This window comes from Actinoalloteichus fjordicus (assembly GCF_001941625.1).
GTDB lineage: Bacteria > Actinomycetota > Actinomycetes > Mycobacteriales > Pseudonocardiaceae > Actinoalloteichus_A > Actinoalloteichus_A fjordicus.
Genome location: NZ_CP016076.1, coordinates 6,859,982 through 6,885,277 on the forward strand (window position 1 = coordinate 6,859,982; position 25,296 = coordinate 6,885,277).

The 25,296-nt window shown below is 70.1% G+C and carries 20 protein-coding genes; 6 read left to right on the forward strand and 14 right to left on the reverse strand.

The window, feature by feature from the left end; genetic code table 11:
- Window positions 1-5 precede the first annotated feature (5 nt).
- The 4 genes from UA74_RS29370 (at window position 6) to UA74_RS29385 (ending at window position 3,674) form a co-directional block, all read left to right on the forward strand.
- Window positions 6-635 (forward strand): DUF3558 domain-containing protein, encoded by a 630-nt coding sequence (locus tag UA74_RS29370; RefSeq protein WP_075743070.1) that lies wholly within the window; start codon window positions 6-8, stop codon window positions 633-635.
- Window positions 636-725: 90 nt separating this feature from the next.
- A complete protein-coding gene (locus tag UA74_RS29375) occupies window positions 726-1,382 on the forward strand; it encodes a DUF3558 domain-containing protein (RefSeq protein ID WP_198042877.1) in 657 nt (218 codons plus the stop codon).
- A 46-nt stretch (window positions 1,383-1,428) separates the two neighbouring features.
- Complete coding sequence (locus UA74_RS33175) at window positions 1,429-2,853, forward strand: hypothetical protein (protein ID WP_075765856.1); 1,425 nt, start codon at window positions 1,429-1,431, stop codon at window positions 2,851-2,853.
- 2 nt (window positions 2,854-2,855) lie between these two features.
- Window positions 2,856-3,674 carry an ESX secretion-associated protein EspG gene (locus tag UA74_RS29385; RefSeq protein ID WP_198042878.1) on the forward strand — a complete coding sequence of 273 codons (819 nt, stop codon included), beginning with the start codon at window positions 2,856-2,858 and terminating at the stop codon, window positions 3,672-3,674.
- A gap of 399 nt (window positions 3,675-4,073) precedes the next feature.
- Here the strand turns inward: UA74_RS29385 and purM are convergent, their stop codons facing one another.
- The 3 genes from purM to UA74_RS29400 form a co-directional block, all read right to left on the reverse strand.
- Window positions 4,074-5,186, reverse strand: coding sequence for a phosphoribosylformylglycinamidine cyclo-ligase (gene purM / locus UA74_RS29390; RefSeq protein WP_075743074.1), 1,113 nt, complete (start codon window positions 5,184-5,186; stop codon window positions 4,074-4,076).
- A 189-nt stretch (window positions 5,187-5,375) separates the two neighbouring features.
- Entirely contained in the window at window positions 5,376-6,890 is a 1,515-nt protein-coding gene (gene purF / locus UA74_RS29395) for an amidophosphoribosyltransferase (RefSeq protein ID WP_075744375.1), read from the reverse strand.
- A 389-nt stretch (window positions 6,891-7,279) separates the two neighbouring features.
- Window positions 7,280-7,657 carry a sterol carrier family protein gene (locus UA74_RS29400; protein ID WP_075765858.1) on the reverse strand — a complete coding sequence of 126 codons (378 nt, stop codon included), beginning with the start codon at window positions 7,655-7,657 and terminating at the stop codon, window positions 7,280-7,282.
- 62 nt (window positions 7,658-7,719) lie between these two features.
- Between UA74_RS29400 and UA74_RS29405 the strand changes: the two genes are divergently transcribed.
- The gene (locus tag UA74_RS29405; protein WP_075765860.1) at window positions 7,720-9,681 is read left to right on the forward strand and encodes a glycoside hydrolase family 15 protein; all 1,962 of its coding nucleotides are present in this window, start codon (window positions 7,720-7,722) and stop codon (window positions 9,679-9,681) included.
- Between the two features lie 105 nt (window positions 9,682-9,786).
- On the opposite strand, the gene UA74_RS29410 is transcribed toward UA74_RS29405, so the two are convergent.
- Window positions 9,787-11,940 (reverse strand): putative bifunctional diguanylate cyclase/phosphodiesterase, encoded by a 2,154-nt coding sequence (locus UA74_RS29410; RefSeq protein WP_083683806.1) that lies wholly within the window; start codon window positions 11,938-11,940, stop codon window positions 9,787-9,789.
- Window positions 11,941-12,287: 347 nt separating this feature from the next.
- Window positions 12,288-13,118, reverse strand: coding sequence for an SAM-dependent methyltransferase (locus UA74_RS29415; protein ID WP_157434508.1), 831 nt, complete (start codon window positions 13,116-13,118; stop codon window positions 12,288-12,290).
- A gap of 537 nt (window positions 13,119-13,655) precedes the next feature.
- Here UA74_RS29415 and UA74_RS29420 point away from each other — a divergent pair.
- Window positions 13,656-14,513 carry a lysozyme gene (locus tag UA74_RS29420; protein WP_075743077.1) on the forward strand — a complete coding sequence of 286 codons (858 nt, stop codon included), beginning with the start codon at window positions 13,656-13,658 and terminating at the stop codon, window positions 14,511-14,513.
- Window positions 14,514-14,926: 413 nt separating this feature from the next.
- Here the strand turns inward: UA74_RS29420 and purL are convergent, their stop codons facing one another.
- From purL to UA74_RS29475, 9 genes are all read right to left on the reverse strand, one after another.
- Window positions 14,927-17,212: a phosphoribosylformylglycinamidine synthase subunit PurL gene (purL, locus tag UA74_RS29425; RefSeq protein ID WP_075766372.1), complete on the reverse strand. Its 2,286-nt coding sequence runs from the start codon at window positions 17,210-17,212 to the stop codon at window positions 14,927-14,929.
- Window positions 17,213-17,283: 71 nt separating this feature from the next.
- Complete coding sequence (purQ, locus tag UA74_RS29430) at window positions 17,284-17,955, reverse strand: phosphoribosylformylglycinamidine synthase subunit PurQ (protein ID WP_075743078.1); 672 nt, start codon at window positions 17,953-17,955, stop codon at window positions 17,284-17,286.
- Window positions 17,952-18,191 (reverse strand): phosphoribosylformylglycinamidine synthase subunit PurS, encoded by a 240-nt coding sequence (purS, locus tag UA74_RS29435; RefSeq protein ID WP_075743079.1) that lies wholly within the window; start codon window positions 18,189-18,191, stop codon window positions 17,952-17,954. The genes purQ and purS overlap by 4 nt, the downstream gene beginning before the upstream one ends.
- 566 nt (window positions 18,192-18,757) lie before the next feature.
- Window positions 18,758-20,383, reverse strand: a complete 1,626-nt coding sequence (locus tag UA74_RS29445) for a hypothetical protein (RefSeq protein ID WP_075743081.1) — start codon at window positions 20,381-20,383, stop codon at window positions 18,758-18,760.
- 292 nt (window positions 20,384-20,675) lie between these two features.
- Window positions 20,676-21,476 (reverse strand): ESX secretion-associated protein EspG, encoded by an 801-nt coding sequence (locus UA74_RS29455; RefSeq protein WP_075743083.1) that lies wholly within the window; start codon window positions 21,474-21,476, stop codon window positions 20,676-20,678.
- 39 nt (window positions 21,477-21,515) lie between these two features.
- On the reverse strand, window positions 21,516-21,920 hold the full coding sequence (locus UA74_RS29460) for a hypothetical protein (RefSeq protein ID WP_157434509.1): 405 nt from the start codon (window positions 21,918-21,920) through the stop codon (window positions 21,516-21,518).
- A gap of 222 nt (window positions 21,921-22,142) precedes the next feature.
- Window positions 22,143-23,576, reverse strand: coding sequence for an adenylosuccinate lyase (gene purB, locus UA74_RS29465; RefSeq protein WP_075743085.1), 1,434 nt, complete (start codon window positions 23,574-23,576; stop codon window positions 22,143-22,145).
- Between the two features lie 177 nt (window positions 23,577-23,753).
- Window positions 23,754-24,638, reverse strand: a complete 885-nt coding sequence (locus UA74_RS29470; RefSeq protein WP_157434510.1) for a hypothetical protein — start codon at window positions 24,636-24,638, stop codon at window positions 23,754-23,756.
- Window positions 24,635-25,183: an RNA polymerase sigma factor gene (locus tag UA74_RS29475; RefSeq protein ID WP_075743087.1), complete on the reverse strand. Its 549-nt coding sequence runs from the start codon at window positions 25,181-25,183 to the stop codon at window positions 24,635-24,637. Before UA74_RS29475 ends, UA74_RS29470 begins: the two co-directional genes overlap by 4 nt.
- Window positions 25,184-25,296: the final 113 nt, after the last annotated feature.

Below are 25,296 nucleotides of genomic sequence, written 5' to 3' on the forward strand. Positions count from 1 at the left end.
ACCACGTGAAGAAGCTTCGTCGATTCAGCACGGCAATAGTCGCAGTACTCACAATCCTGATTCTCGTTTCATGCAGCACAACCGAGGATGGGCAGGCCAATCCGACCGAGACAACCGCAATACCTACGACAACCGACGACACAGAATCTACCGGCACGAACAACGACAGCCTGGCTCCTCCAGTTGAGGATCCAAAAGATGTCGGCGGCGTAGATATCTGCACGGTTCTCGCCCCAGAAAGCGCCACAGAGCTGGGGTTCGATCCAGAGGGAATCCCGCAAGAAAGCGCCGTTAATGCCAGTTCAGATCCCTGCTCGTGGGAAACCACTGGAAGGAACGACGGCTCGGGAGTCTACATATACTCTGACGTCGACCGCACTGGACTCAATGAGATGTACCTGCTACGCGGTGACGCGTATCCAGACTTTCGCGAATTTGAGATCGCAGGCTATCCTGCGGTACAAGCGTCGCTTGGTGGCGCCACTGACACCTCCTGCGAGATCCATATCGGAGTCGCGGAAGATCAATTCATCACCATTAGTGCAGGGCTGGGATTCGACGAAGAAGGCGACCCATGCCAACTAGCAGTTCGTACGGCCGAATCCGTAGTTCCTGGACTGCCAACCGCCGAGTGATACCTGACTTCGAGGGCGAACCGACGCCATACTCATCGAGCCCCAGCTATGCCGAGCAAGAGCGCGCCAGGCAAGGCTACCATCACGGCAATGGGAATGTGGCAGTTTAAAGGACGACGGGAGATGGGCATGAAGACCGCAAAGCCAGCACAAAACGCTTTTATCTCGTTTACCGCGTCGATGATAATTGCCGCAGTCGCCCTCACTTCTTGCAATGAGACTGAAGGCGGACAGGGAATGCCCGATGAATCACCTTCCTCCATTCCTCCGGCAGCCGATCAGAGCAGCGAAGGAAGTACGACTCAAGCGGCGGACCTCCTCGCGCCCCCGGTCGAAGAACCCAAAGAAGTCGACAACGTCGACACCTGTACGCTCTTCACCACCGAGGACGCTTCCCGCCTGGGATATGATCCCGCCGGAATTCCCGAAGATGGCGCCGCTGGAACAGAATACGCTTCTTGCACATGGCGTCCATCGGGACAACGCGATGGCGGAGTGACAATCTGGGCCGATGTCGAACGGAACGGGATCAGCGAAATGTACCGACTTCCCCGAGAGACCTACCCCGATTTCCGAGAATTCGAGGTAGCGGGATACCCGTCCGTTCAAGCGTCACTTGGCGAATCAACCGATAGTTCATACTTTATCCACGTTGGAATTTACGACACTCAGTTCGTTTCCTTCGGTTCCAGTATAGGGATATGGCCAGGATGGCGATCCCTGCGTACAGGCAGAATCCTTCGCTGAAGCCCTCGTACCTAGTCTTCCAACGGCGTAAAAGGAGGTCGCATAAATGCCAGAACTCGTCCTGAGAACCACCAACGAGTCGTTCGACGGCAAGACCGCGCATCAGATCAAGGCTGAGGTCGATGCGGACGGGCATAATGGCAGTTTCAATACCGCCTACGCTGGCTGGTCTGACGTCAGCACGAAGTTCGCCGATATCGGGGACTACATCGACTCGGCATTGCGGAAGGCGGCGGGTGCGCACGCCGGTGCGGCGGCGGATGCGTCGCAGGGAGCAGTCGCTCCGCTTTCCGAGTACGCCCGGCAGGGACAGGCGCAAGCCGATGCCATCCGAGACGTGATCAGTGCGCAACAGCTGACTCATCTCACCGTCGAGAACGAGACCCCAGCAGGCCAGGCTGCGCCGCCGCAGAAGGAGGGATTCGAGCAGGTACTGCCGTCGCAGTGGACCGGGCATGGCGACCGGATGGATGCCTACGAGGCCGAGAATCAGGCGGCTCGCGATGCGATGTACGCCTATCAGAGCGAGACGAACGCGCGGCTCAGCGCAGTCCCACTCTTCGAGGAGCCGCCGCAGGTCGAGTACTCGGCGAAGGGGTCCACGCCGACCGACGTCAGTCCAGGTGGCGGCAATGTGATCACTACACCGCCGTCCGGTATCGGCGGGCCGGGGACCGGCGGCGGGGGCGGGTTCGGCGGGCTTCCCGGCGGGTCCGGGGGCGGCTGGGCCTCGCCGGGTGACGTGCCCGGCGGTGGCTCTGGCGGGACTCCTCCCGGCGGAGGCGTCAGCCCGCCTGCAGGTGGTGGGAACGGCGGGCCTCCTCCCGGTGGTCCTGCGCCCGGCATCAGCCCCGATCACCACATCTCCAACCCGACACCGGTCGCACCTGCCCCAGGGCCGAACGTGCCGCCCGGACACCTCGGCCCGACGCCGCCCGGGGGCGGCTACGGGCAGCCGGGGCCCGGTGGCTTCCTTCCCGGCGGGGGTGCAGGCGGGCCGGGCGGCCACGCAGGCGGTCCCGGCGGCGGACGCGGGCCCGGCGGTCTGGGCGGTCCTGGCGGCGGGCGGATGCCTGGCGGATTCGGCGGCGGTCCGGGCGGTACCGGTGGCGGCTTCGGCGGCGGTGGGCGAATGCCGGGCGGCTTCGGGCCGGGCGGCGCCGGTGGGTTCGGCCCCGGCGGCCCCGGTGCTGGTGGGCTCGGTGCGGGCGGGACGACGGGTGTCGGCGGTCCCGGTGGCCGGCTGCCGGGCGGATTCGGGCCTGCGGGCGGCGGCTTCGGGCCCGGTGGCGGTGGTGCTGCGGGCGGCGGCATGGCCGGTGGTGGCGCGGGCGGCCGGGGAGGACCCGGCGAGGAGGACAAGGAGCACAAGCGCGCCGACTACCTCTTGGAGACCGAGGACGTCTTCGGCGACGGAATCAAGGTCGCGCCGGCCGTGTTCGGCGAGAACCCGCCCGGATACGGTGGGTGACAGTGGACGTCAGGGGGCGCATCACTCTGTCCGCCCTAGAGGTGGACAGCATTCTCACCACACTCAAGACCGCACTGCCCACCGCGTTCCAGTTTCTCGGTTTCGGGGACACCGAGGACGAGCGCAGGCAGCTGCATCGACAGGCTTGGCAGGGCCTGGAGCGCAAGGGCCTGGTGGAACGCGGCGAACTCCACCCGTTCCTGGTCAACGCCTTCCGGGTACTCGCCCGTCCCACCCAGTCGATCTGGGCCTTCATCCAGCTGGGCGGTATGGAGGAGATCGACGCCGTGATCGCGGCAAGCGGGGAGTTCGCCGTGCTCGCCGCCCATCATGGGCACAAGGACCGCCACCCTCATGATCGTGACCTGAACCTGGACCCGGTACGCGGCTCCGGACTGCCGTGGGCGGCGGCCGGGCTGCTTCCCGAGCATCAGGCAGGCCCCGGTCGGTCGGTGAACTGCTCCTCGGCCGAGATCGAGGCAGCGGGAAAGCTGATCGGTCGCGATTCCGGTGCGGCACGCAACGCCTTCATCCAGTCGGGAATCCGACCAGCCGACGCGGACATGCTGGCCACGGTGCTCTCGGCAAGGCGAGTGCGATTCGGCGAGTTCAGTGCCCGCAGCTTCGACCAGCTCAGTGGGCGGACGCGGAAGTCGGAGTTCCGCGCCGACATCCTGGACACCGTGGCGGGGCGGTACCTCCTCCAGCACAAACCCGATCGAAGCGGCGGCCGCTGGTTCACCATGACGCCGACCGACCGCAGTCGCTTCGCCGGTCAGCTCGACGAGGTCCTGCAGTCCGTGGCGCCTCGGCGGCGCTGAGCCGCTGCTCCGGGTCCCGAGCACCGGGCTGCCCGCGTTCGACGCGGGCAGCCCACACCGGCCGTCGGTCGGCACAGGGCCGCAGTTCACCGGCCGGTCTCAGCCGTCGCGAACGACAGAGCCGAGCCGCTGAGCAGCACCGGGCCGACCGACCGTGGGGAGCGCGACGACATTGATCAGCAGTCGACGGCGATGAATCGACGGCTATCGGATCGCGAATCCACGGCGCTGAAGGTCGACGATGCCGAGCACAAGCACCAGAGCACGGAAGTTCGGGGCCCCGGACCGCGCCGTGGAAACGCGGACGGAGGCCGCCACGCTCCCGGCGGCCGCCATCGGCTTCGCCGCCTCTTGGCTCACCAGGATCGGCTCGGATCGCCGAAGGCCACGCCCGTCGAGTCAGAAGCGCGGGTGCTGACCGATCATCGTCACCCTCGGCGCGGCGGTGCCGTCGGTGTTCACCGCGACGTCGCCGGAGCGGGCGACCTCACCGAGCACCCAGGCGGGGACGTGGCGGGCGGTGAGCAGCGCCAGCGCGCGGTCGGTGTCCTCGGCGGCCACCACGGCGACCATGCCGACGCCCATGTTGAAGGTGCGCTCCATCTCCTCGCGGGCCACCCGGCCACGCTGGGCGATCAGCGAGAACACCGGCGAGGGCGTCCAGGTGCCCCGGTCGAGCACGGCGGTCAGGCCGTCGGGGATGACGCGCGTGAGGTTGCCTGCCAGGCCGCCGCCGGTGATGTGGGACAGCGTCCGCACATCGGTCTCGGCGATCAGCGCCAGGCAGTCCTTGGCGTAGATGCGGGTGGGCTCGAGCAGTTCGTCACCCAGGGAGCGGCCGAACTCCTCGACGTGCCCGGACAGCGGCATCCGCGCGATGTCCAGCAGCACGTGCCTGGCCAGCGAGTATCCGTTGGAGTGCAGGCCGGACGAGCCCAGTGCCAGGACCACGTCGCCGGGGCGGACCCGGTCCGGACCCAGCACGGAATCGGCTTCGACGACGCCGACGCCGGTGCCGGAGATGTCGTAGTCGCCCTGGACCATCAGCCCGGGGTGCTCGGCGGTCTCGCCGCCGAGCAGGGCGCAGCCCGCCTGCACACAGCCCTCGGAGATGCCCTTGACCAGCTCGGCGATGCGCTCCGGGATGACCTTGCCGACCGCGATGTAGTCCTGCATGAACAGCGGCTCGGCACCGCACACCACGAGGTCGTCCATCACCATCGCGACCAGGTCGATGCCCACCGTGTCGTGCCGGTCCAGTGCCTGGGCAATGGCGATCTTCGTGCCGACGCCATCGGTGGAGGATGCGATCACCGGCTCACGCCAGCGGTCCAGCTTCAGCTTGAAGAGCCCGGCGAAACCGCCGAGCCCGCCGAGCACCTCAGGACGAGTCGCCCTGGCCGCCCAGGGCTTGAGTCGCTCTACCGCCTCGTCACCAGCGGAGATGTCCACTCCGGCAGCGGCATAGGTGGCACCTGACATCTCGGTCTGGGCAGTCACAACAGGCTCCATGTCATCCGAAGACATATCTGAGGGGTCGAAGGGCCTCGTCAGGCCCGGCGCCGCCGGAAAGCGGGCCCTGCCAGCGTTCTCGACAACCACGCTACGCGCTGATCTAGATCCACAACGTAACGGTTGTCGCACCATCGCCGGACGGCGACCACCTCGACCAGGTGGTCGAGGTAGTCGCGTTGCGCTGCGTCAGGGGCGCTGCACGGCATCCTGTGCCCCGTACGAACTCGGCACCACCGGTTCGGCGGGCCCTGCCGTACCCGAGACGTCCGCGTCCCAGGCCTCCAGCAGGTTCTTGCCCAGCATCTCATCCGAGGGCAGGGCGATGGGGTACTCGCCGTCGAAGCACGCCGCGCACAAGCGGGTTCTCGGCTGTTCGGACGCCGCGACCAGGTTCTCCAGGGAGACGTAGCCCAATGTGTCCGCGCCCACTGATCGGCGGACGCCGTCGATGTCGACGCCGTTGGCGATCAACTCTGCCCTGGAGGCGAAGTCGATGCCGTAGAAGCACGGCCACCGCACGGGCGGCGAAGCGATCCGGACGTGAACCTCCAACGCCCCGGCCTCCCGCAACATGCGAACCAGGGCACGCTGCGTGTTGCCTCGCACGATCGAGTCGTCGACGACGACCAGGCGCTTTCCCCTGATCACCTCGCGCAACGGGTTGAGCTTCAGCCGGATGCCGAGCTGGCGGATGGTCTGCGAGGGCTGGATGAACGTCCGACCCACGTAGGAGTTCTTGACCAGACCCTGCCCGTACGGGATGCCGGAGGCCTGCGCGTAGCCGATCGCGGCGGGCGTCCCCGACTCGGGGACCGGGATCACCAGGTCGGCCTCGACCGGGTGTTCCGCCGCGAGTTTGCGCCCGATCTCGACGCGGGTGGCATGGACCGAACGACCGGAGATGGTGGTGTCGGGACGAGCCAGGTAGACGTACTCGAACAGGCAGCCCTTGGGGTCCGGGGATGCGAAGCGCGAGCTGCGCAGGCCGTCGGAGTCGATGGCCAGCAGCTCGCCCGGTTCGATCTCTCGAACGAAGGACGCGCCGACGATGTCCAGTGCCGCCGTCTCGCTGGCGATGACCCAGCCGCGTTCGAGCCTGCCGAGACACAGCGGTCGCACGCCCTGCGGATCGCGGGCGGCGTAGAGGGTGGACTCGTCGGAGAAGACGAGGGAGAAGCCGCCTCGGACGGTCGGCAGCAGGTCCAGCGCGGCCTGTTCGATCGTGAGATCCGCTGCGGCATGGGCCAGCAGGCCGCAGACGAGGTCGGAGTCGGTGGTGGCCGCCATGTCGGCGGCGCCGCCGGTGCCCACCGCGCCGAGTTCCACGGCGCGGCTCAGCAGCTCGGCGGTGTTCACCAGATTGCCGTTGTGGCCGAGCACGAGGCCGCTGCCCGCCGCCGTGGTGCGAAACGTCGGCTGGGCGTTCTCCCACTTCCCGGAGCCGGTGGTGGAGTATCTGGTGTGTCCGACGGCGACATGTCCTCGCAGCGAGGAGAGCACCTGCTCGTCGAACACCTGGCTGACCAGGCCGAGGTCCTTGTAGACCACGACCTTGCGGCCGTCGCCGACGGCGATGCCCGCCGCCTCCTGGCCGCGGTGCTGAAGTGCGTAGATCCCGTAGAAGGTGATCTTCGCGACCTCCTCGCCCGGGGCCCACACGCCGAACAGACCGCATTCCTCGCGAGGAACGTCCTTGTCGATGTCGGCCGGTGCGGAGCCGGGGGTTGCCGTGGGGCCGAGGGTTGCCTTCTCTGTGCCGTTGGCGCCTGCTGCCGCCGGTTGGTGGACGACCACCGAGATCTCCCTATGGATGGAAGGCGGGATACCGCCCGAGTGTAGTCCGAATGCCGGTGGCCCCGACGTGTCGCGCGACCCACCGGCCGGGGCGGGGCGTCGAGCGACGGGAGAGGCGCAAGAGGTCCTCGGGGCGCATGGGACGGCGTCCGAACGTCGGACGACGCAGTCAGGCAGGCCAGACGCGGGGCAGCGACGAGGTCGCCGAGGAGGCGTCCACGACGGGCGGATGCGCCTGGTTCGTGCGGTCGTGATCGCGGGCGGGCCGCCGGGCGGGTCGAGCGGTGCGCAGGACGTCAGAACAGCGGCAGCCAGTGCGAGACGTCGGCGCGCGAGCCGGAGGCGCTGACGCGGCCTTCGTCCAGCGCATCGGACCAGGTCAGCCTGCCGGTGGCGAGTTCAAGCCAGGTGCGCGGATCGGTCTCCACCACGTTCGGCGGTGTTCCCCTGGTGTGTCGCGGGCCCGCCACGCACTGCACCGCCGCGAAGGGCGGCACCCGCACCTCGACGGTGTGACCCGGCGCGATCTGCTCCAGGGTTCGGAGGCTGAGCCGGACCGCGGCGGCGAGCACCGTGCGCTCCGGCGGGGCGGCCGCCTCGTCGTCCAGCCAGCCTCGGACCGCCGTCACGGCGGCCCTGACCTCGTGCGGATCGAGCCGACGTCGCGCAGCCATGCCGTGCAGCCTAGCCGGCCGCCGGCAGGCAGCGGCGCGTCGATGGGCTTACCGTTCGATCCATGGGGCTGTCCGCAGAACCACACATCCCCTCGTCGGAGGTGCCGCCCGCGAGTGGCGCGGGCCTGCCCGGTCTCATTGAGGACTACGCGATGCTCTCCGATCTGCGTACCGCCGCCCTGGTGGGCAAGGACGGATCGATCGACTGGCTGTGCGTGCCCCGGTTCGACTCGTCGTCCTGCTTCTCCCGGCTCCTCGGCGACGACCGGGCAGGCCACTGGCGGATCACGCCGGTCGAGGAGGTCATCGAGGTGCGGCGTCGCTATCGCGACGACACGATGATCCTGGAGACCGACTTCCACACCGCGCACGGCGTCGTACGCCTGGTCGACGCGATGGAGCCGCATCCCGATCACGAAGACCTGCCGACCCGACTGATCCGCACCGTCTACGGGATCTCGGGCTCCGTGCAGATGCGACTCGACTGGGTGGTGCGCTTCGCGTATGCCGATTCGGTCCCGTGGGTCCGCCGGGTCCAGGAGGAGGAGTCGACGGAGTGCATCTTCGCCGTCGCGGGCCCCGACGCCGTGGTGCTTCGTGGGGAGCCGCTGCCCAAGCCGGTGCCCCATCAGCGCGCCCACGAGGCGATCTTCACGCTCGGTGCGGGCGAGAGCCGCGCCTGGGTGATGCAGTACTCGTGGACCGCGCAGACGCCCCCGGCCTGGGTGGACCCGGCCGAGTGCCTGCGGCGGACCGAGCGATTCTGGCGCGAGTGGGCGGGGAAGATCCAGTACACCGGTCCCTGTGAAGGGTCCGTCCGCCGGTCGTTGATCACCCTCAAGGGACTGATCTACGCCCCGAGCGGCGGCATCGTCGCGGCCCCGACCACGTCACTGCCGGAGGCGCTCGGCGGATCGCGCAACTGGGACTACCGATACTGCTGGCTGCGGGACGCCACGCTGACCCTGCTCGCGTTGGACTCGCTGGGCTGCGGGGCGGAGGCGGCGGCCTGGCGGGACTGGCTGCTGCGCGCGGTGGCGGGCGATCCGGCCGACCTGCAGATCATGTATGCCATCGACGGTCGCCGTCACCTGCTCGAATGGGAGGCGGACTGGCTGACCGGCTACCACGGTGCGGGGCCGGTGCGAGTCGGCAACAACGCGTTCCGGCAACGGCAGCTCGACGTCTACGGCGAGGTGATGGACGCCCTGCATCTGGCCAGGGAGCGCGGGCTCGCCGAGACCGCCGAGTCCTGGGCACTGCAGCGCGCCCTCCTGCATGACCTCGAGCGGATCTGGCGGCTGCCGGACCGAGGTCTCTGGGAGGTGCGCGGACCGGAACGACACTTCACCCATTCCAGGGTGATGGTCTGGGTGGCTTTCGATCGTGCGGTGCACGCCGTCGAGGAGTTCGGTCTGCCGGGGCCGGTGGAGCGCTGGCGCGATCTGCGAGACCGGGTGCATGCCGAGGTGCTCCGGGACGGTTGGAACGATCAGCTCGGCGCGTTCACGCAGTACTACGGCGGGACCGAGCTGGACGCCGCCACCCTGATGCTTCCCATGCTGGGCTTCCTGCCCGGCACCGATGATCGGATCCTGGGCACCATCGCGGCGATCGACCGGGATCTGCGACACGGCGACCTGGTGGACCGCTACTCCACGGACCCCGGGATCTCGCCGGTCGACGGGCTGAGCGGCCGGGAGGGCTCGTTCATCGCCTGTTCGTTCTGGTTCGTCAACGCGCTGGAGCTCTCCGGACGGTGTGACGAGGCGCTGGCGATGTTCCACCGGCTCGTGGCGCTGGCCAACGACGTGGGGCTGTACTCCGAGGAGTACGACTCCGACACCCGGCGGTTCACCGGCAACTTCCCGCAGGCATTCAGCCAGCTCGCCATGGTCGACTCGGCGGCGCTGCTGGCATTGAACACACCGCGCAGACATGAGCAGGACCGCAGGGACGGCCAGGTGTCTCGTCATCACCACGCCCGTCGACACGCCGACGACGGGCATCCGGGCTGCTCCTGAATCGGTCGGTTTCGCAAGACCTGCGGGCCGTCCAGTCGCCGGTCCCGGGCGTCGGATGCGCGCGGAGGCCACCACGGGGCATCCCCGCCCGGTCGCCCTTCGACGCTAGTGCCGCCGCTGGGCCGTCAGCAGGCGGTTGATCGCCGCAGGCGGCCCCGGCCGGGCGAAGTACCAGCCCTGACCTGCCTCACAGCCGATGTCCCGCAGTCGTTCCGCCTGCGCCGCCGTCTCGACGCCCTCTGCCGTGACGGTCAGGCCCAGGGCGTGCGCGAGTGTGACCAGTGCGCCGACGATCTGTTCGTCCACGGGGTCGGGCCTGCCCGCCACCCGCAGCCCCTCCACGAACGACCCCGCGATCTTGAGCTCGTGCACGGGAAGCCGTCGCAGGTAGGCGAGATTGGAGTAGCCGGTGCCGAAGTCGTCGATGGCGATGCGGACGCCCATGTCATAGAGCTTGCGCAACGCGCTGGTCTGATCCTCGGCCGTGCCCATCACGGCGCTCTCGGTGAGTTCGAGCTGGAGCTGGCCTGCCCGCAGTCCGGTCTCTCGCAGGATGGACTCGACGTCGCTGACCAGCGACGGGTCCCGCGACTGGCGGGCGGCGAGGTTGACGCTGACGAAGGGTGCGTCGTCGCCGAACTCGTCGCTCCACTGCCGCGCCTGTCGACAGGTGTGTTCGAGCACCCACCGGCCGAGTTGGACGATGAGTCCGGTCTCCTCGGCCAGCCCGATGAACCTGTCCGGAGCGAGCAGGCCGTGTTCGGGATGCTGCCAGCGGACGAGGGCCTCCACGGCGATGACCCGTCCGTCGGCCAAGGCCACCAGCGGCTGATAGTCGACGTAGAACTCCTCGCGTTCCAGCGCCGCAGGCATGGTGGCGGAGAGCCGGAACCTGGCGACCTCGCGGGCATTGCGCTCCGGGTCGAACAGCGCCCAGCGGCTCTTGCCCTCGGACTTCGCCCAGTACAGCGTCACGTCGGCGTCCCGGATCAGGTCGCCGGAGCCGCCCGCGACGACCGGGCGTTCGACGATGCCGATGCTGGCCGACACCGAGAGCTGGTGGCCGCCGATCCTGATCGGGTCGGCGAGCACGTCCAGCACCTGGTTGCCCAGTTCGATGAGCTGATCGGTTCCGGAGCTGCGTTCGGCCAGCAGCACGAACTCGTCGCCGCCGAGGCGGGCCACCAGACAGTCGTTCAGGGCGACGCTCGCCGCGAGCCGTTTCGCGACCGCGACCAGCAGCTCGTCGCCGACGTGATGGCCGAGGCTGTCATTGATGACCTTGAACCCGTCGAGGTCGATGAAGCACAGGCCTACTCGGCGATCGCGCTCCGGTCGGTTGAACACGCGTGCCAGCCGGTCTAGGAACAGCGCGCGGTTGGCCAGCCCGGTCAGCGGGTCGTGCAGCGCCTGATAGCGCAGCCGGTCCTGAAGCTGATGGCGGTCGGTGACGTCCTCCATCATCGCGAGCTGATACTGCGGCTCGCCGTCGGGACCACGGACCAGCGAGACGGTGAGGTTGGTCCACACGGAGTCGCCGTCGCTGCGGAAGAACTGCTTCTCCGCCCGGAAGTACTCGCGATCGCCTCTGGTCAGCTGCCGGTACGCCTCGTGAGTGGACTCCGGGTCGCCTGCATGCAGGAACTCCTGAAGAGAGAAGCCCCGGAACTCCTCCAGCGAGTAGCCGAGCATCTGCTGCAGGGCGAGGTTGGCGTCGAGCATCCGGCCGTCCACGTCGGCGAGCCCGATGCCGATGGCGGCCTCGGTGAATAGCGCGCGAAAGCGGGCCTCACTGGCGCGCAGCGCCGCCTCGGCCTGCTCGCGGGCGTCGAGCACCGCCTCGCGGATCGCCTCCTGCTCGTGGAGGGTGCGCTGCCGCAGCGCGTAGCCGTAACCGCCCGCGAGCGCGCCCTGCACCGCGGACACCCGCCCGGCGGCGAGGTCGGGCAGGGCCTGCGTGATCTCCTCACCCAGCAGAGTGATGCTGCGCTCCAACGTGGCGGAGCTGGTGAAGTGGCTGTCGACCAGGTCGACGCCGACCTCCCAGGCGGCGCGGGCGTTGAACGGCTCTGCGGCCAGCGCCGTGAGGATCCGAGTCGCCAACCCGACGAGGTACTCCACGACCTCGTCCTGGGACATCGACACATAGCTCGTGCCGTTGATCGCCGCAGCCCACCCCTGCGCGAGTCGTCGGGCCGCGATCGCGTGATCCGCGTCGTGGTCACCGGCCCCCGCAGGGTCGCCGGGTCGCTCCGTCATGCGCACAATGAGGCCTGCTCACCAGTCTCGAACCGCTGAGGCGACGACACGGGCCGCCGCGTCAGGTCGGCGGGCGGCGTCGCGACTTGCCGTGACGCGCCGGGGACCGTTCCGTGGCACCCGGCCGCAGCCGGATCGTCAACCACGAGTTCGAGGGTAACGCCCGACCGAATCCCTCGCCCCGCATGGCATCGTCCGCCTCGTCCGTTCGGCGGCGGCGGGTGATCCCGACAGCCGTGGCGACGGGCAGGAACTGTCACGACAGCCTCCCCCCATCACCCGTCTGGAGTATCACCAGTTGTCAGCAGCATACGACGCAAGGTGATTCGGCCGACGCGGGTCGGGGGTCACGCCTTCCGTCCAACGCCCACCGCTCCCGGGGCCCAGTCCGGGTCCGGGCCCGCATAGAGGTCGCCGCCGCTGAACAGTCCCGCGTTGACCACCCCAGGCGGGTCGATGATCGCGAAGTCACCGAACAGCTCCGCGATCTGCGCCTCGGTGCGCAGGGTCAGCGGAGTCGCGCTGCGGCTGTAGACCTTCTTGACGGTGGTGGCGCGTTCGTCCTCCTGCTCGCCCTCGTGCACCGGCTCGGCGAGCCCGTGCGAGACCACCAGGTGACTGCCTGCGGCGACGGCCTCGTAGTACTGCGCGAGGGTGGCCGCCGGGTCGTCCGCGTCCGGGATGAAGTGCAGCACGGCGACGGTGAGCAGACCGACCGGCTCGCTGAGGTCGAGCAGGTCGACCACGGTCGGGTCGGTCAGCACCGCGTCGACGTCACGGAGATCGGCGTTGACGACGGCGGCCTGCTTGTCGTGCGCCAGGATCGACCGGCTGTGCGCATAGGCGACCGGATCGTTGTCGACGTAGACCACCTTGGCGGTCGGATCGATGCGTTGCGCGGTCTCGTGGACGTTGCCGACGGTGGGGATGCCGGAACCGAGGTCGATGAACTGGCGGACCCCGGCGTCGAGCAGCAGACGCACCGACCAACGGAGGAACGAGCGGTTGAGCTGAGCGAACCGCCTGGTGCCGGGGAACGTCGCGATCACCTGGTCGGCCATCTGCCGATCGACGGCGAAGTTGTGGGCTCCGCCGAGGAAGTAGTCGTACATCCGAGCCGCGCTCGGTCGCTCCACGTCGACCTCGCTGGGCACCCAAGAAGGACGTTCTCCTGCCACGGAAGCACTCCTGTTCGCCAAGACCACTCGATCAGGCGATAAGCATAAGCGGTGTCGATCGCCCGCCGTCACCGCAGGACCGCGTTCCGTGTCCTTTTGTCCGGTCACTTGCGCCAGCGGGCGACACCCGGTCGACGCGGGGCCGACGACATCCCACCTCGGCGCCCCGGAGAGACGGCCACAGCTCGATCGAGAACGGAGGACCGACGGGGATCACGCTGGTCAACGGCGCGTCCCCGGCGAGCGCGCCCCGCGACGGCCCCCGACTCGGCGCCGGTCGGCTCGGGTCGAAGCGACCGGACTCGGTCCGTGTCGGTCCACTCTCGACGGTGGGAGTGGGCCGCGCCGGGACTTCGCAACCCGATCTCGAGACGGATTCACTCGGCTCGCCCGGTCGCGTGCGGTCTCCGGGCGGGACGGCGGTATCCGACTTACGGTGAGCGGGAAATCACGAGCCACTCTTCATGTTCCGTGGCTACTCACCCGACCCTCACTCTCAGTCGGATATTCCGACAGGAATTCACGTAGGGGTGCCAGTTGACCAAGACGAATCGCCTACGCGCCAGAGTCGGCATCATCGCCGCCACCACCACGCTGCTCCTTCTGGGTGCGGTCACTCCCGCCATCGCGGGCCGGACTGCCGTCGAGACCGAGCAGACCACCGAGGAGACACCACTTCCCGAGGGCTCCAACGAGCACTACGCGGGCTCTCAGATCGTGAAGCACGAAGGACGACACGGCAGTCCTGACATGACTACGAAGCAGGCCAGCCAGACCCATGGCATGGACGTCAGCGGTTGGCAGGGCAGCGTCAACTGGGACAACGCCTGGGCGAACGGGGCGAAGTTCGCCTATGTGAAGGCCACGGAGGGCACCGGGTTCAGGAACCCGGACTTCGCCCAGCAGTACAACGGCTCCTACAACGTGGGCATGATCCGCGGCGCCTACCACTTCGCCCTGCCCGATCGCTCGACAGGAGCGGCACAGGCCAAGTACTTCGTGGCCAACGGCGGCGGCTGGTCTAAGGACGGCCGGACGCTGCCTCCGACACTCGACATCGAGTACAACCCCTACGGCGCGACCTGCTACGGGCTGAGCCAGTCCCAGATGGTGGCCTGGATCAGGGACTTCAGCAATGAGGTCCACCGGCTGACCACTCGCTACCCGACGATCTACACCAGTACGAGCTGGTGGCAGACCTGCACGGGGAACAACGGCGGATTCGGTGCGACGAACCCGCTGTGGATCGCCCGATACGCGAGTTCGGTGGGCACCCTGCCGAACGGCTGGGGATTCCACACCATCTGGCAGTACGCGGACAGCGGGATCTTCCCCGGCGACCAGAACTGGTTCAACGGCGCCCACGACCGGCTCCAGGCGCTCGCGAACGGATGATTCCGACGACCACGATCATCCGGGGTGCGCACCTGTGGGCGGGTGCGCACCCCGATCCATGACGGTCGGCAGTGGGCGGACGAGTCCATCATGATCGGCAGGCGATGTCGCGCGCTGCGGGCCGCAGGATTCCGGCGGCCCCTCTGCGGCCCCGGCGGCCTCTGCGGCCCCGGCTGGCGATCAGGGCAGGTCGGGAACCGCACGGCTCGAGCCTGCCCGCGACGACCCGCCGCCGTCCGCCACCATCGCCGTCGACCGGTCTACGGCCGCATCAGCTGTTCCGGCGGCCGCCGGAACGACGCCGCCGAGGCCGTGACGCGGGCACTCCCCAGGCAGGGACCACCAAGCAGTCCGGGCCGCGGGCATCCGCATGGGACGCCGACGGCCCGGACCATCGATCAGTGTGTGCGACCTCAGCCGAACAGGGCAGGCAGCGTGCCCTCCCACGCCTCGCGCAGCCGGGCGAGCGGGAAGTCGCCGACGCCCTGGATCTCGACGGCGTCGGCCTCGGGGTCCACGACGCCGACCTTCGTCCACGGCAGTCCGCGCATGGTGCACATGTCGGTGAACCGCAGCTCCTCGGTGCGGGTGACCGACACCAGCGCCCGGCCCGCCGACTCCGAGAAGAGCCAGACGAACGGGTCGGCGTCCTCCGGGAGCACGATGCGGCAGCCGGTCTGCCCGGTGAGCGCCGCCTCGATCACGGCCTGAGCCAGGCCGCCCTCGGAGAGGTCGTGTGCGGCCGAGACCATGCCGTCGCGGGAGCCTGCGAAGAGGACCTCCGCGAGCAGTCGCTCGGCGGCGAGGTCCACCTTCGGCGGCCTGCCGCCCAGGTGACCGTGCACGACGCGGGCCCATTCCGAGCCGTCGAACTCGTCGGCGGTCGTGCCGAGCAGCAGCAACGACTCGCCCGCCTCGTTGCCGATCCCGCTGGGGATCCGCCGATGGACGTCGTCGATGACGCCGAGCACGCCGACCACCGGCGTCGGCAGGATCGCCGTGGCGCCGGTCTGGTTGTAGAAGCTGACGTTGCCGCCCGTCACGGGGATGCCCAGCTCACGGCAGCCGTCGGCCAGGCCGCGCACCGCCTGCTCGAACTGCCACATCACGCCAGGGTCCTCCGGCGAGCCGAAGTTCAGGCAGTTCGTCACCGCAGCGGGAACCGCACCGCTCACCGCGACGTTGCGATACGCCTCGGCCAGCGCGAGCTGCGCGCCCGTGTACGGGTCGAGCCTGCAGTAACGCCCGTTGCAGTCGGTGGCCACCGCCACGCCGAGACCGGTCGTCTCGTCGATGCGGATCATTCCCGCGTCGGCTGGCTGCGACAGCACCGTGTTGCCCTGCACGTACCGGTCGTACTGATCGGTCACCCAGGCCCGGCTGGCCAGGTTCGGCGAGGCGATCATCCGCAGCAGCGTGTCACTCAGCTCCTGGGGGCCGCTCGGCCGCGCGAGACCGGAGGTGTCGTTCGCGATGAGGTCGTCCTGATCGGCGGGCCGGGCCACCGGACGCCGATACACCGGGCCCTCGTGGGCCACGGTACGCGGCGGCACGTCGACGACGACCTCGCCGTTCCAGGTGATGATCAGCCTGCCGCCTCGGGCGGTCTCCTCCTCGGAGACCTCGGTGACCTCGCCGATCACCGTCGCGGTGACGTCCCACTTCTCGCACACGGCCAGGAAGGCGTCCACGTCCTCCGGTCGCACCACGGCGCACATGCGCTCCTGCGACTCGCTGGAGAGGACCTCCGCCGGGGTCATGCCCGCAGCCCGCAGCGGGACCCGGTCCAGCTCGACGCGCATTCCGCCGTCGCCCGCCGAGGCCAGCTCGGAGGTGGCGCAGGACAGCCCCGCGCCGCCCAGGTCCTGGATGCCCACGACCAGCCTGCTGCCGAACAGCTCGAGACAGCACTCGATCAGGACCTTCTCGGCGAAGGGGTCCCCGACCTGCACGGCGGGCAGCTTCTTGCGACCACCGCCCGCGTCGCCCCCGGCGAAGCTGTCGGAGGCCAGCACGGACACGCCGCCGATGCCGTCCAGACCCGTCCGAGCACCGAAGAGGATGATCTTGTTACCGACCCCGGACGCATGAGCCAGGTGGAGGTCCTCCACGCGCATCGAGCCGATGCAGAGCGCGTTGACCAGCGGGTTTCCCGCATAGCTCTCGTCGAAGACGACCTCGCCGCCGATGTTGGGCAGCCCGAGGCAGTTGCCGTAACCGCCGACGCCTGCCACCACACCGGGCAGCACCCGCTTCGTGTCGGGTGCGTCGGCCGGGCCGAAGCGCAGCGGGTCCGCGATCGCGACCGGCCGGGCACCCATCGCCATGATGTCCCGGACGATGCCGCCCACGCCGGTCGCCGCACCCTGGTAGGGCTCCACGTACGACGGGTGGTTGTGCGACTCGACCTTGAAGGTGACGGCCCAGCCGTCGCCGATGTCGATCACACCGGCGTTCTCGCCGATGCCCGCGAGCATCGTCGAGCGCATCTCCTCGGTGGTGGTCTCGCCGAAGTAGCCGAGGTGCACCTTGGAGGACTTGTAGGAGCAGTGCTCGCTCCACATCACCGAGTACATGGCCAGCTCGGCGTCCGTGGGCCGCCTGCCCAGGATCTCGCGAATGCGCTGGTACTCGTCGTCCTTCACGCCCAGTTCCCGATGCGGCTGCGCCGTGTCGGGGGTGGCCCGGGCGTGCTCCACCGTGTCGACGAAGCTCGTGGCTGCCGAGTTCGTGTCGGCGGAGTTCGTGTCTACGGACTGCTCGTTGCCGGTCACACGCTCACCATCGCGTCGAGGAGGGACAGGAACACGCCGAGCCCGTCGTCACTCGGGCCGGTCAGCGCGTCGACGGCATGCTCCGGATGCGGCATCATGCCGACGATCCGGCCGCTGGGATCGCTGATGCCCGCGATCTCGCGCAGCGCGCCGTTGGGCGGGTCGCCGAGGTACCGCAGGACGACCCGGCCCTCACCCTCCAGCGTGTCGAGGGTGGCCTCGTCCGCGACGTAGCGACCTTCCATGGACTTCAGCGGGACGATGATCTCCGCGCCTGCCTCGTAGCGGCCGGTCCAGGCCGTGTCGGTGCGCTCGACGCGCAGCCACTGGTCGCGGCAGACGAAGTGCAGTCCGGCGTTGCGCACCAGCGCGCCGGGCAGCAGCCCGGCCTCGCACAAGATCTGGAAGCCGTTGCAGATGCCGAGCACCGGCATTCCCCGGCCCGCAGCCGCGACGACCTCGGTCATCACCGGGGCGAAGCTGGCGATCGCGCCACAGCGCAGATAGTCGCCATAGGAGAACCCGCCGGGCACCACCACCGCGTCGACACCGCGCAGGTCGGCGTCCCGATGCCACAGCGAGACCGCCTCCGCGCCCGCGAGGCGGACGGCACGCGCCGCATCGACGTCGTCGAGGGTGCCGGGGAAGGTGATCACCCCGACCTTCATGACTGTTCCCTCCGGATCGCCCAGTCCTCGATGACCGGATTGGCGAGGAGCGTCTCGGCGATGCGTTCGAGCGTGGCGTCGTCGACGGAGTCGTCGACCTCCAGCTCGAAGTGCTTGCCTTGACGGATGCTCGTCACTCCCTGAAAGCCCAACCGGGGCAACGCGCCTGCCACCGCCTGGCCTTGGGGGTCGAGGATCTCCTGCTTGGGCATGACGTCGACGACGACTCGGGCCACTGCTGCTGCTCCAGCTGTTCAGGTCGGCGGAATGTGGCACCGAGGCTACCTGAGCAGTGCTTTCGACCGACGTCGCGGGCGGGGTGGGCGCAGGCACACCCCGGCTGAGACTCAACGCCTCGGCGAACGCGTCTTCCCCGCAGCGGGCGGGCGGCGGAGAGTCACCTCTCGTGCGTGTACTGGTGTCGGGCGGCGTGTTCCTCTCGAAGGCCGCGGCCGCCGAGGCGGTCCGCCGGGGGCATGAGGTGGTGTGCGCCAACCGAGGGGGTCAGCGGATCGCCGCTGCGGGGGCACGGTCGGTCGTGGTGGACCGAGACCGGCCGGACGCGCTCGCCGAGCTGGCGGGCGAGCGCTTCGATGCCGTGGTGGACGTCGCGACGTCCTCGCTGCCCCGGGTGGCCGAGGCACGCGCGGCGCTTGCCGCCGACGCCGGGCACTGGACCTTCGTCTCCAGCGTCAGCGTCTACTCCGACGCGGCGACTCGCGGCCAGACCACGGACGGGCCGTTGCTCGCACCGTTGACCGCGCCGGACCCGTACCGGACTCATGACGGGTCCGGCCGCCGGTCAGCGTTGGTCGAACAGCTCGTCGCCGAGGACGGCAGGCGCGGCGTGACCGGTGTCGCCCCACATCTCGTCGACCGGCTCCAGGTACTCCGGGGCATCGCGCTCCCGCTGGTGGGCGTGGCCGGAGCTCCTCGGCGCCGACCGGCTCGGCCCCGCATCCGGCCCCCAGGCGGGGCGGTCCAGCACCGATGGCTGGAACGGCGCCGCCGAACTCCCCGCGCTTCCCGAGCCCCCCGCCGAGTCGGCGATGTCGTACTGCCGGACGGCCTCGGGACCGAACTGCTGGGCGAGCGTGGGCTCCGCCGAGGGCTGGGTGGGCGGCGGGGCGGCCGGGGAACCGGGTGCCTGGGGCATGGGTGCCTGGAGCTCAGGCGGCTGGGCCGCAGGCGGCCGGGAGGCAGGCCCGGCGACGCTCGGACCTGGTGGGTGGAAGCCTGTTGGTGCGGGTGGATTGATCGACGTGGCCTGCGGTGTGCCGGGATGCGAGGCCGTCGCGGGTGGTGCGACCGCCCGATTCCGGGCGCCCGGAGCAGTGTGTGTCGAGCCGCCGGACCCCGCACGCGGCAGGCCCGGAACCGCCCCGCCGGGTGTCGGGCCCACGCCGGCCGACGGGGGTGCGGCCTGCGACGGGGCAGGTGTCGCCGGGCCGGAGTGGGTCCGAGCCTGCGGAGTCGCGCCGGGGGAACCTCGGCCGTGCCAGATCGCGGCCTGCGGAATCCGACCCTGCGGAGCCGGACCCGGTGGGATCGGACCCTGCGGCGGCTGGGCCTGCGGGGTCCGTGCAGCGGGGGGAGCCGGTGACGAGTGTCCGGGCACCGGCATCCCCGGCGGCGAATACGACGGGGATGGATGCGGCGCGGCCGGGTGCTGCGGTGCGGACTGGTACGGCGTTACGGTGCCCTGCGGCGTGTGCGGCGACCGGCCGGGCAGGCCCGGCCCGCTCGGTGGCCCGGCTCGACGGGCGGCCTCCCCGAGGCCGCTGATCGGCGCGGCGTGCGAGCCAGGTCGCGCGTCCGGCTGGCCCAGAGGTGCAGGCAGTCCCGCCGCCGGTGCGGGCGGGTGCGGAGCCGAGGCGCCGGGCGGCCGGTCGGTCCCGGCCGCGCCCGCAGGCAGGGCCGGGGCGAAGAGCGGCAGTTCGTCGATGGTCGTGCCCACGGTGCGTTCGTAGGCTCGCGCCAGGGCCCTGGCGCGTTCCTCGGCCTCGCGCGCCTGCCCTTCCACGGCCTCGCGGTCGGTCACCGTGCCGAGGAGCGCCGCCACCGGCTGGTCACGCCATGCCTCGTCGTCGGTCACGCGAATCGGCGCAGGCAGCTCCCGCGTGACGTGTTCGAAGGCCGCCACCCACTGATCGACGCCCGTGCCGATGCGCACCGAGGCGTCCTGCGCGTCGAGGGCGAACCGCGCCAGTGGCGACACGCCGTCGCGCATCGCCTCCGCCGCCGCCCCGTGCCAGACCGCACCGCCGTCCCGGAGGGCGCCGTCGACGAGTTCGGCGACGCGGCCGAGACTGCCGCCGACATGCTCCCGCCAGCGGACGGCCGAGGCGGTGGCCGAGTCGGTCGAGCCCGCCCGGAACCAGTCGACGAGCTGCTGGTGGGCGATGCCGTCCCAGTTGGTGGCGGTCATGTCGGCTGCCTCCCGAGCGAAGTCGGCGATAGCGGGTTCGTCAGCAGGTCGGCGAGTCCCGGCGGGCGATCGAAGGCTCGACGTGGACGGAATGCCGAACGGGTGCGGGTGGCGGCGATCACGGGGTCGGCCGCCCGGATGCGCTGGTCGCCGGCCTGGACTCGATCTGGCGGGCCGTCCGGGTGGCACCTCCGACGGTCGGTCACCTCGAGCCGACCTCGCTCGAGCCGACCGGACCCGAACCCGGGTCTCTTCGCCGAGTCCTGCTCGCCGCGCCGTCCGGGCATCCGGATCACGCCTCCTCGGTCCCGGCCTCGAGCAGTTCCCGGAGCATCTCGGCGAGCCGGGCGGAGTCCGCAGGCGCGACGGTGATCCAGTCGTCCCGATGGTGCACGGCGTATCGGCCCTGCACGGTGTCGTAGACGTCGATCACCCAGGGCGCCCGGTGAGGAACGCCCAGCCGATCCCGGCTCGTCACGCCGAGCTGGCCGCCCCGCAGCCGGGCGGTGCCAAGCATCCCGAGCACCTCCTTGGCCTCACCGGCCGGGATGCCGTGCTCCACCAAAGCGGTCTCGAACCGCGCGTCGGATGGGGGCCCGTCCGCCCCGGCGGCCTCGACGACCGGGGCGGGCAGGCGCACCATCTGGCCGGTGCCCGCCCGCATCTCGGCCAACACGGCGATCACCGAGGGGATCACGTCCGTCGGGTGGACATCGTCGACGAAGAGCCGCTCCTCGTCGAGCACGCCTCGGGCGCCGCGCCTGCCGTCTTCGGCCGCCATGGCTCGGATCTCCCGGCCGGGTTCCACCGTCCACCGCAGGTCGACGGCATGACGTGGCGCGGCGAGGCAGTGCAGCGCCGCCGCCAGCTCAGGGTGGACGGCCGGCCCGTCCAGCAGTCCGCGCTCGCGCAGGGTCGCGGCGCTGCGCCGATCGAACTCCGCAGCCTCCGCCAGGGTCACGCCGCACTCGCGAGTGGCCAGCGTCAGCGGTCTGGTGCCCAGCTCAAGGTGTCGCCACAGCAGATTCAGTTCGGATCGTTCCAAGACGATCGGCAACGCCGGGCCTCCCAGCTCGTACGACGGGCCGATCATCGCAGGGTCCCCGTGAGTCTCGGGTCAATAACGAATGAATCACTCCGAGTGGTGAGTCGAGGTGGTGCGGAGGTCGGATTGCCCCTCGTCCATCGCCTGGTGGCGGACTGCGGCCCGATCGAGCCGGGCGATCACGTCGTGCAACGCGGAGACGGCGGCGGCCACCGTCGTGGCCAGCGAACCCGCCGGATCGGTGGCCCGCCCGACGAACTCCGGCACCGCTGCGGTGCTGGCCGGATCGTCGCCCGGCGCGCTGAGATCGGTCAGCTCCTCGGCCGAACTGCCCGCCTCGCGCAGGTGCTCGATCGCGATGAGGAGCCGCTCACGCAAGGCGGGCACCGCCTCGATGTCGATCTGAAATCCCGCCGACGACACCTCGCCCGCGCCGGATGCGCTCGCAAGGGCGGCGGGCAGCGGGGCGGTGATGTTCACTTGACCGGCCATGGCCGCGACTCCCCTGCTCGATTCGCCGATTCGCCGACGGCCTCGGTGAGCACGGCGGCGACCTCCGGTGTTCACCCTGCACCCTGCCTGGGAAAACCCAGGTGAAGGGGTCGATGCCGTCCGGTGGACGTGCGCGGCGACGGGGTGTCGGAGCAGGTTGCCCGCCCTCGCCGTCACCGCCCGGCAGATCAGAAGCGACGCCCCGGGCGGGCTGCGCTCGGCTCAGAGGATCGCGCCCGGCGAGTAGGACGCGGCGCCGGGATGACGCTCGACGACCTCGCCGATCCGGGCGAGCACGGCCGAGGTCTGGCTGGTGGCCGCGCCGGTGAAGGAGAGCCGGTCGGCGAGCAGCTCCGCCAGCCTGCCGCGATCAAGCGGCAGGCGTTCGTCGGCGGCCAGCCGGTCGAGCAGGTCGTTCTGCTCGGCGCCCTGCTCCCGCATCGCGAGGGCGGCGGCCACGGCGTGCTCCTTGATGACCTCGTGCGCGGTCTCGCGGCCCACGCCGGCGCGCACGGCCGCGATGAGCACCTTGGTGGTGGCCAGGAACGGCAGGTAGCGGTTCAGTTCGCGGTCGACGACGGCCGGGAAGGCGCCGAACTCGTCCAGCACGGTGAGCATGGTCTCCACCAGGCCGTCGAAGGCGAAGAAGGCGTCCGGCAGGGCGACCCGCCGCACGACAGAACAGGAGACGTCGCCCTCGTTCCACTGGTCGCCCGCCAGCTCGCCCACCATCGACGAGTAGCCGCGCAGCACCACGGCGAGCCCGTTGACCCGCTCGCAGGACCGGGTGTTCATCTTGTGCGGCATCGCGCTGGAGCCGACCTGTCCCGGCTTGAAGCCCTCGGTGACCAGCTCGTGGCCCGCCATCAGCCGCACCGTCGTGGCCAGGCTCGACGGCGCCGCCGCCAGCTGCACCAGGCAGGTCAGGACGTCGAAGTCCAGCGAACGCGGATACACCTGGCCGACGCTGGTCAGCACCCGCTCGAAGCCGAGGTGGGTCGCGACGGTCTTCTCCAGCGTCGCCAGAGCGTCGGCGTCCCCGTCGAGCAGGTCGAGCATGTCCTGGGCGGTGCCCATCGGTCCCTTGATCCCGCGCAGCGGGTAGCGCCCGAGCAGGTCCTCCAGCCGGTCATAGGCACACAGCAGCTCGTCGGCGGCGCTGGCGAAGCGCTTGCCCAGCGTGGTGGCCTGCGCGGCGACGTTGTGCGAGCGGCCCGCCATCACCAGCTCGGAGTTCTGGGCGGCCAGGCTGCCCAGCCTGGCGAGCAGGGCGACGACGCGGTCGCGGACGTGCAGCAGGCTGAGCCGGATCTGCAACTGCTCGACGTTCTCGGTGAGGTCCCGAGAGGTCATCCCCTTGTGCACCTGCTCGTGGCCCGCCAGGGCGTTGAACTCCTCGATCCTGGCCTTCACGTCGTGCCTGCTGATCCGCTCCCGCTCGGCGATCGAGGCGAGGTCGACCTGCTCCAGCACCCGCTGGTAGTCGGCCAGGGCGGTCTCGGGAACGGCGACGCCCAACTCGGCCTGCGCACTCAGCACGGCGAGCCACAGCCTGCGCTCCAGCACGATCTTGTGCGAGGGCGACCACAGGGTGGCCAGGTCCGTCGAGGCGTAGCGGGCGGCCAGGACATTGGGGATGGGCGGCGTGGCGGTCACCCGAAGAGCCTAAGGCCTCGTCGGCTGCGGGTTCGACGGCGACGGGCTGGGCGGCTGTGGGGTTCGGCGGCAGCGGCGCCGACACGCTGCGGCCTCGGCGGTGCCACGCACAGCACCGGGGCACACCCGCGATCGGGTCTGCCCCTGGCTGGTTCACGGCTGCATCGCCATGACGTTCTAGAAGATGGTGATCGACTCGTCGGTGGCCAGCTCGATCAGCTGGTCCCAGTTCAGGCTGGGCCCGTCTCGCAGGTCCGGTACCTCGTCCCCGACGATCCGGCCGTGGTCATAGGCGCTGAACCGCACGACCTCGCCGTCCAGTCGCAGATGGTTGACGCTGGCGAACCCGGCCGTCATGGTCTGGCTCGCGTCATGCGCGTAGGCGACCAGCAACGAGCCGTCGTCGAGCAGCTGATAGCCGCAGGCGAACTGGCCGGGCTGACACAGGATGTCCCGCTCGGGCGGCCCGCCCGCCATCACCTGGACGAAGGCCATGCCGTCGCCGAGCGAATCCTCGAAATAGATCGGCGCGCCCACTGACCGCGCGTCCTCGTCGATGTCGCCGACGCCCTCCGTGCCGAAGGCCTCCGTGTAGTACGCCCCCGACGCCTCCGGCACCACCTGATCGATTCGCTCGTCCAGGTAGGGCCGCAGCGCCTGGCTCCGCTCGTACAGTTCTCCCCTCGAGTATTCGGGCGCCGACACGCCCTCAGGCGGCCAGACGAATTCCGGCTCCTCCAAGACGAACCCGTCCGGCAGGATCGCCAGCTTCTCCATGTCGGTCAGGTCGGGCAGCCGCTCGGCCGCTTCCGGGGGCGGCGGCGCCATCGAGGAGGAGATCGCCGCCGCCGACATCCCGTCCCCGCCGCCCTGCCCCGTCAGCGCCGGGGCGACCGCCACCGCGCCGAACACCGCGAGGGTGCCGACGGCCGCGCCGAACATGGACCGCCGTCGCCGGGTGTGGACCTCCGCCTTCGTCGCCATCCGATCCGGGTCCAGCCGCATCGGCGGCTCCCCGGCCACGGCGGCCCGTAGGCCTGCCCGCAGTTCGTCCTCGTTCACCACGCCATCCCTTCCACGGCCAGCCGAGGCAGGTCCTCGTCCTGGCGTTCCATCGCCGCCCGCAGGGCCGTCAGCCCTCGGGACGTCTGGCTCTTGACCGTTCCCTCTGAGCACCGCAGGATCGCGGCGGACTCGGCGACCGAGAGATCCTCGAAGTACCGCAGCACCAGGACCGCCCGCTGACGCGGTGGCACGCTGGCCAGCGCGCGATGCACGACGCCCTTGGCCCAGTCGCGCTGCCCGGCCGAGGCCGGGTCGACGGCCGGGTCCACGACCTCCGGGACGACGCCGTCGCGGTGCTCTCGACGCCGCCACGGGCGCCGGAACTCGTCGAGCCAGCAGCGCATCAACACGGTGTGGACGTACCGGTGCACGGTGTCCTTGCGCTGCACTCGCGACCATGCGCCGTGCAGCTTGATCAGCGTCGTCTGGACGAGATCCTCGGCGAGGTGCCAGTCACCGCACACCAGGTAGGCCATTCGACGTAACGACGCCGCCTTCTCTCTGGCGAAGACGCGGAACTGTTCCTCTTCCTCGGCTCGCATCGTTCTCCTCTCGCAGTACCGCCCTTTCTCACGAGCAGGCGCGCGAGATGGTTGCACGAGAGATCCCCCGACTCGGCCTGATCCGGGCCGAAGCGGTGCGCGGACCGGCCGCG

Bases quoted from the DNA above. Each gene is read 5' to 3' on its own strand.
- UA74_RS29375 (WP_198042877.1), top strand. From the start codon at position 726: ATGGGAATGTGGCAGTTTAAAGGACGACGGGAGATGGGCATGAAGACC.
- UA74_RS33175 (WP_075765856.1), top strand. From the start codon at position 1,429: ATGCCAGAACTCGTCCTGAGAACCACCAACGAGTCGTTCGACGGCAAG.
- purM (WP_075743074.1), bottom strand. From the start codon at position 5,186: ATGGAGCCTGTTGTGACTGCCCAGACCGAGATGTCAGGTGCCACCTAT.
- UA74_RS29400 (WP_075765858.1), bottom strand. From the start codon at position 7,657: ATGGCTGCGCGACGTCGGCTCGATCCGCACGAGGTCAGGGCCGCCGTG.
- UA74_RS29405 (WP_075765860.1), top strand. From the start codon at position 7,720: ATGGGGCTGTCCGCAGAACCACACATCCCCTCGTCGGAGGTGCCGCCC.
- UA74_RS29410 (WP_083683806.1), bottom strand. From the start codon at position 11,940: ATGACGGAGCGACCCGGCGACCCTGCGGGGGCCGGTGACCACGACGCG.
- purQ (WP_075743078.1), bottom strand. From the start codon at position 17,955: ATGAAGGTCGGGGTGATCACCTTCCCCGGCACCCTCGACGACGTCGAT.
- UA74_RS29445 (WP_075743081.1), bottom strand. From the start codon at position 20,383: ATGACCGCCACCAACTGGGACGGCATCGCCCACCAGCAGCTCGTCGAC.
- UA74_RS29455 (WP_075743083.1), bottom strand. From the start codon at position 21,476: ATGATCGGCCCGTCGTACGAGCTGGGAGGCCCGGCGTTGCCGATCGTC.
- UA74_RS29460 (WP_157434509.1), bottom strand. From the start codon at position 21,920: ATGGCCGGTCAAGTGAACATCACCGCCCCGCTGCCCGCCGCCCTTGCG.
- UA74_RS29475 (WP_075743087.1), bottom strand. From the start codon at position 25,183: ATGCGAGCCGAGGAAGAGGAACAGTTCCGCGTCTTCGCCAGAGAGAAG.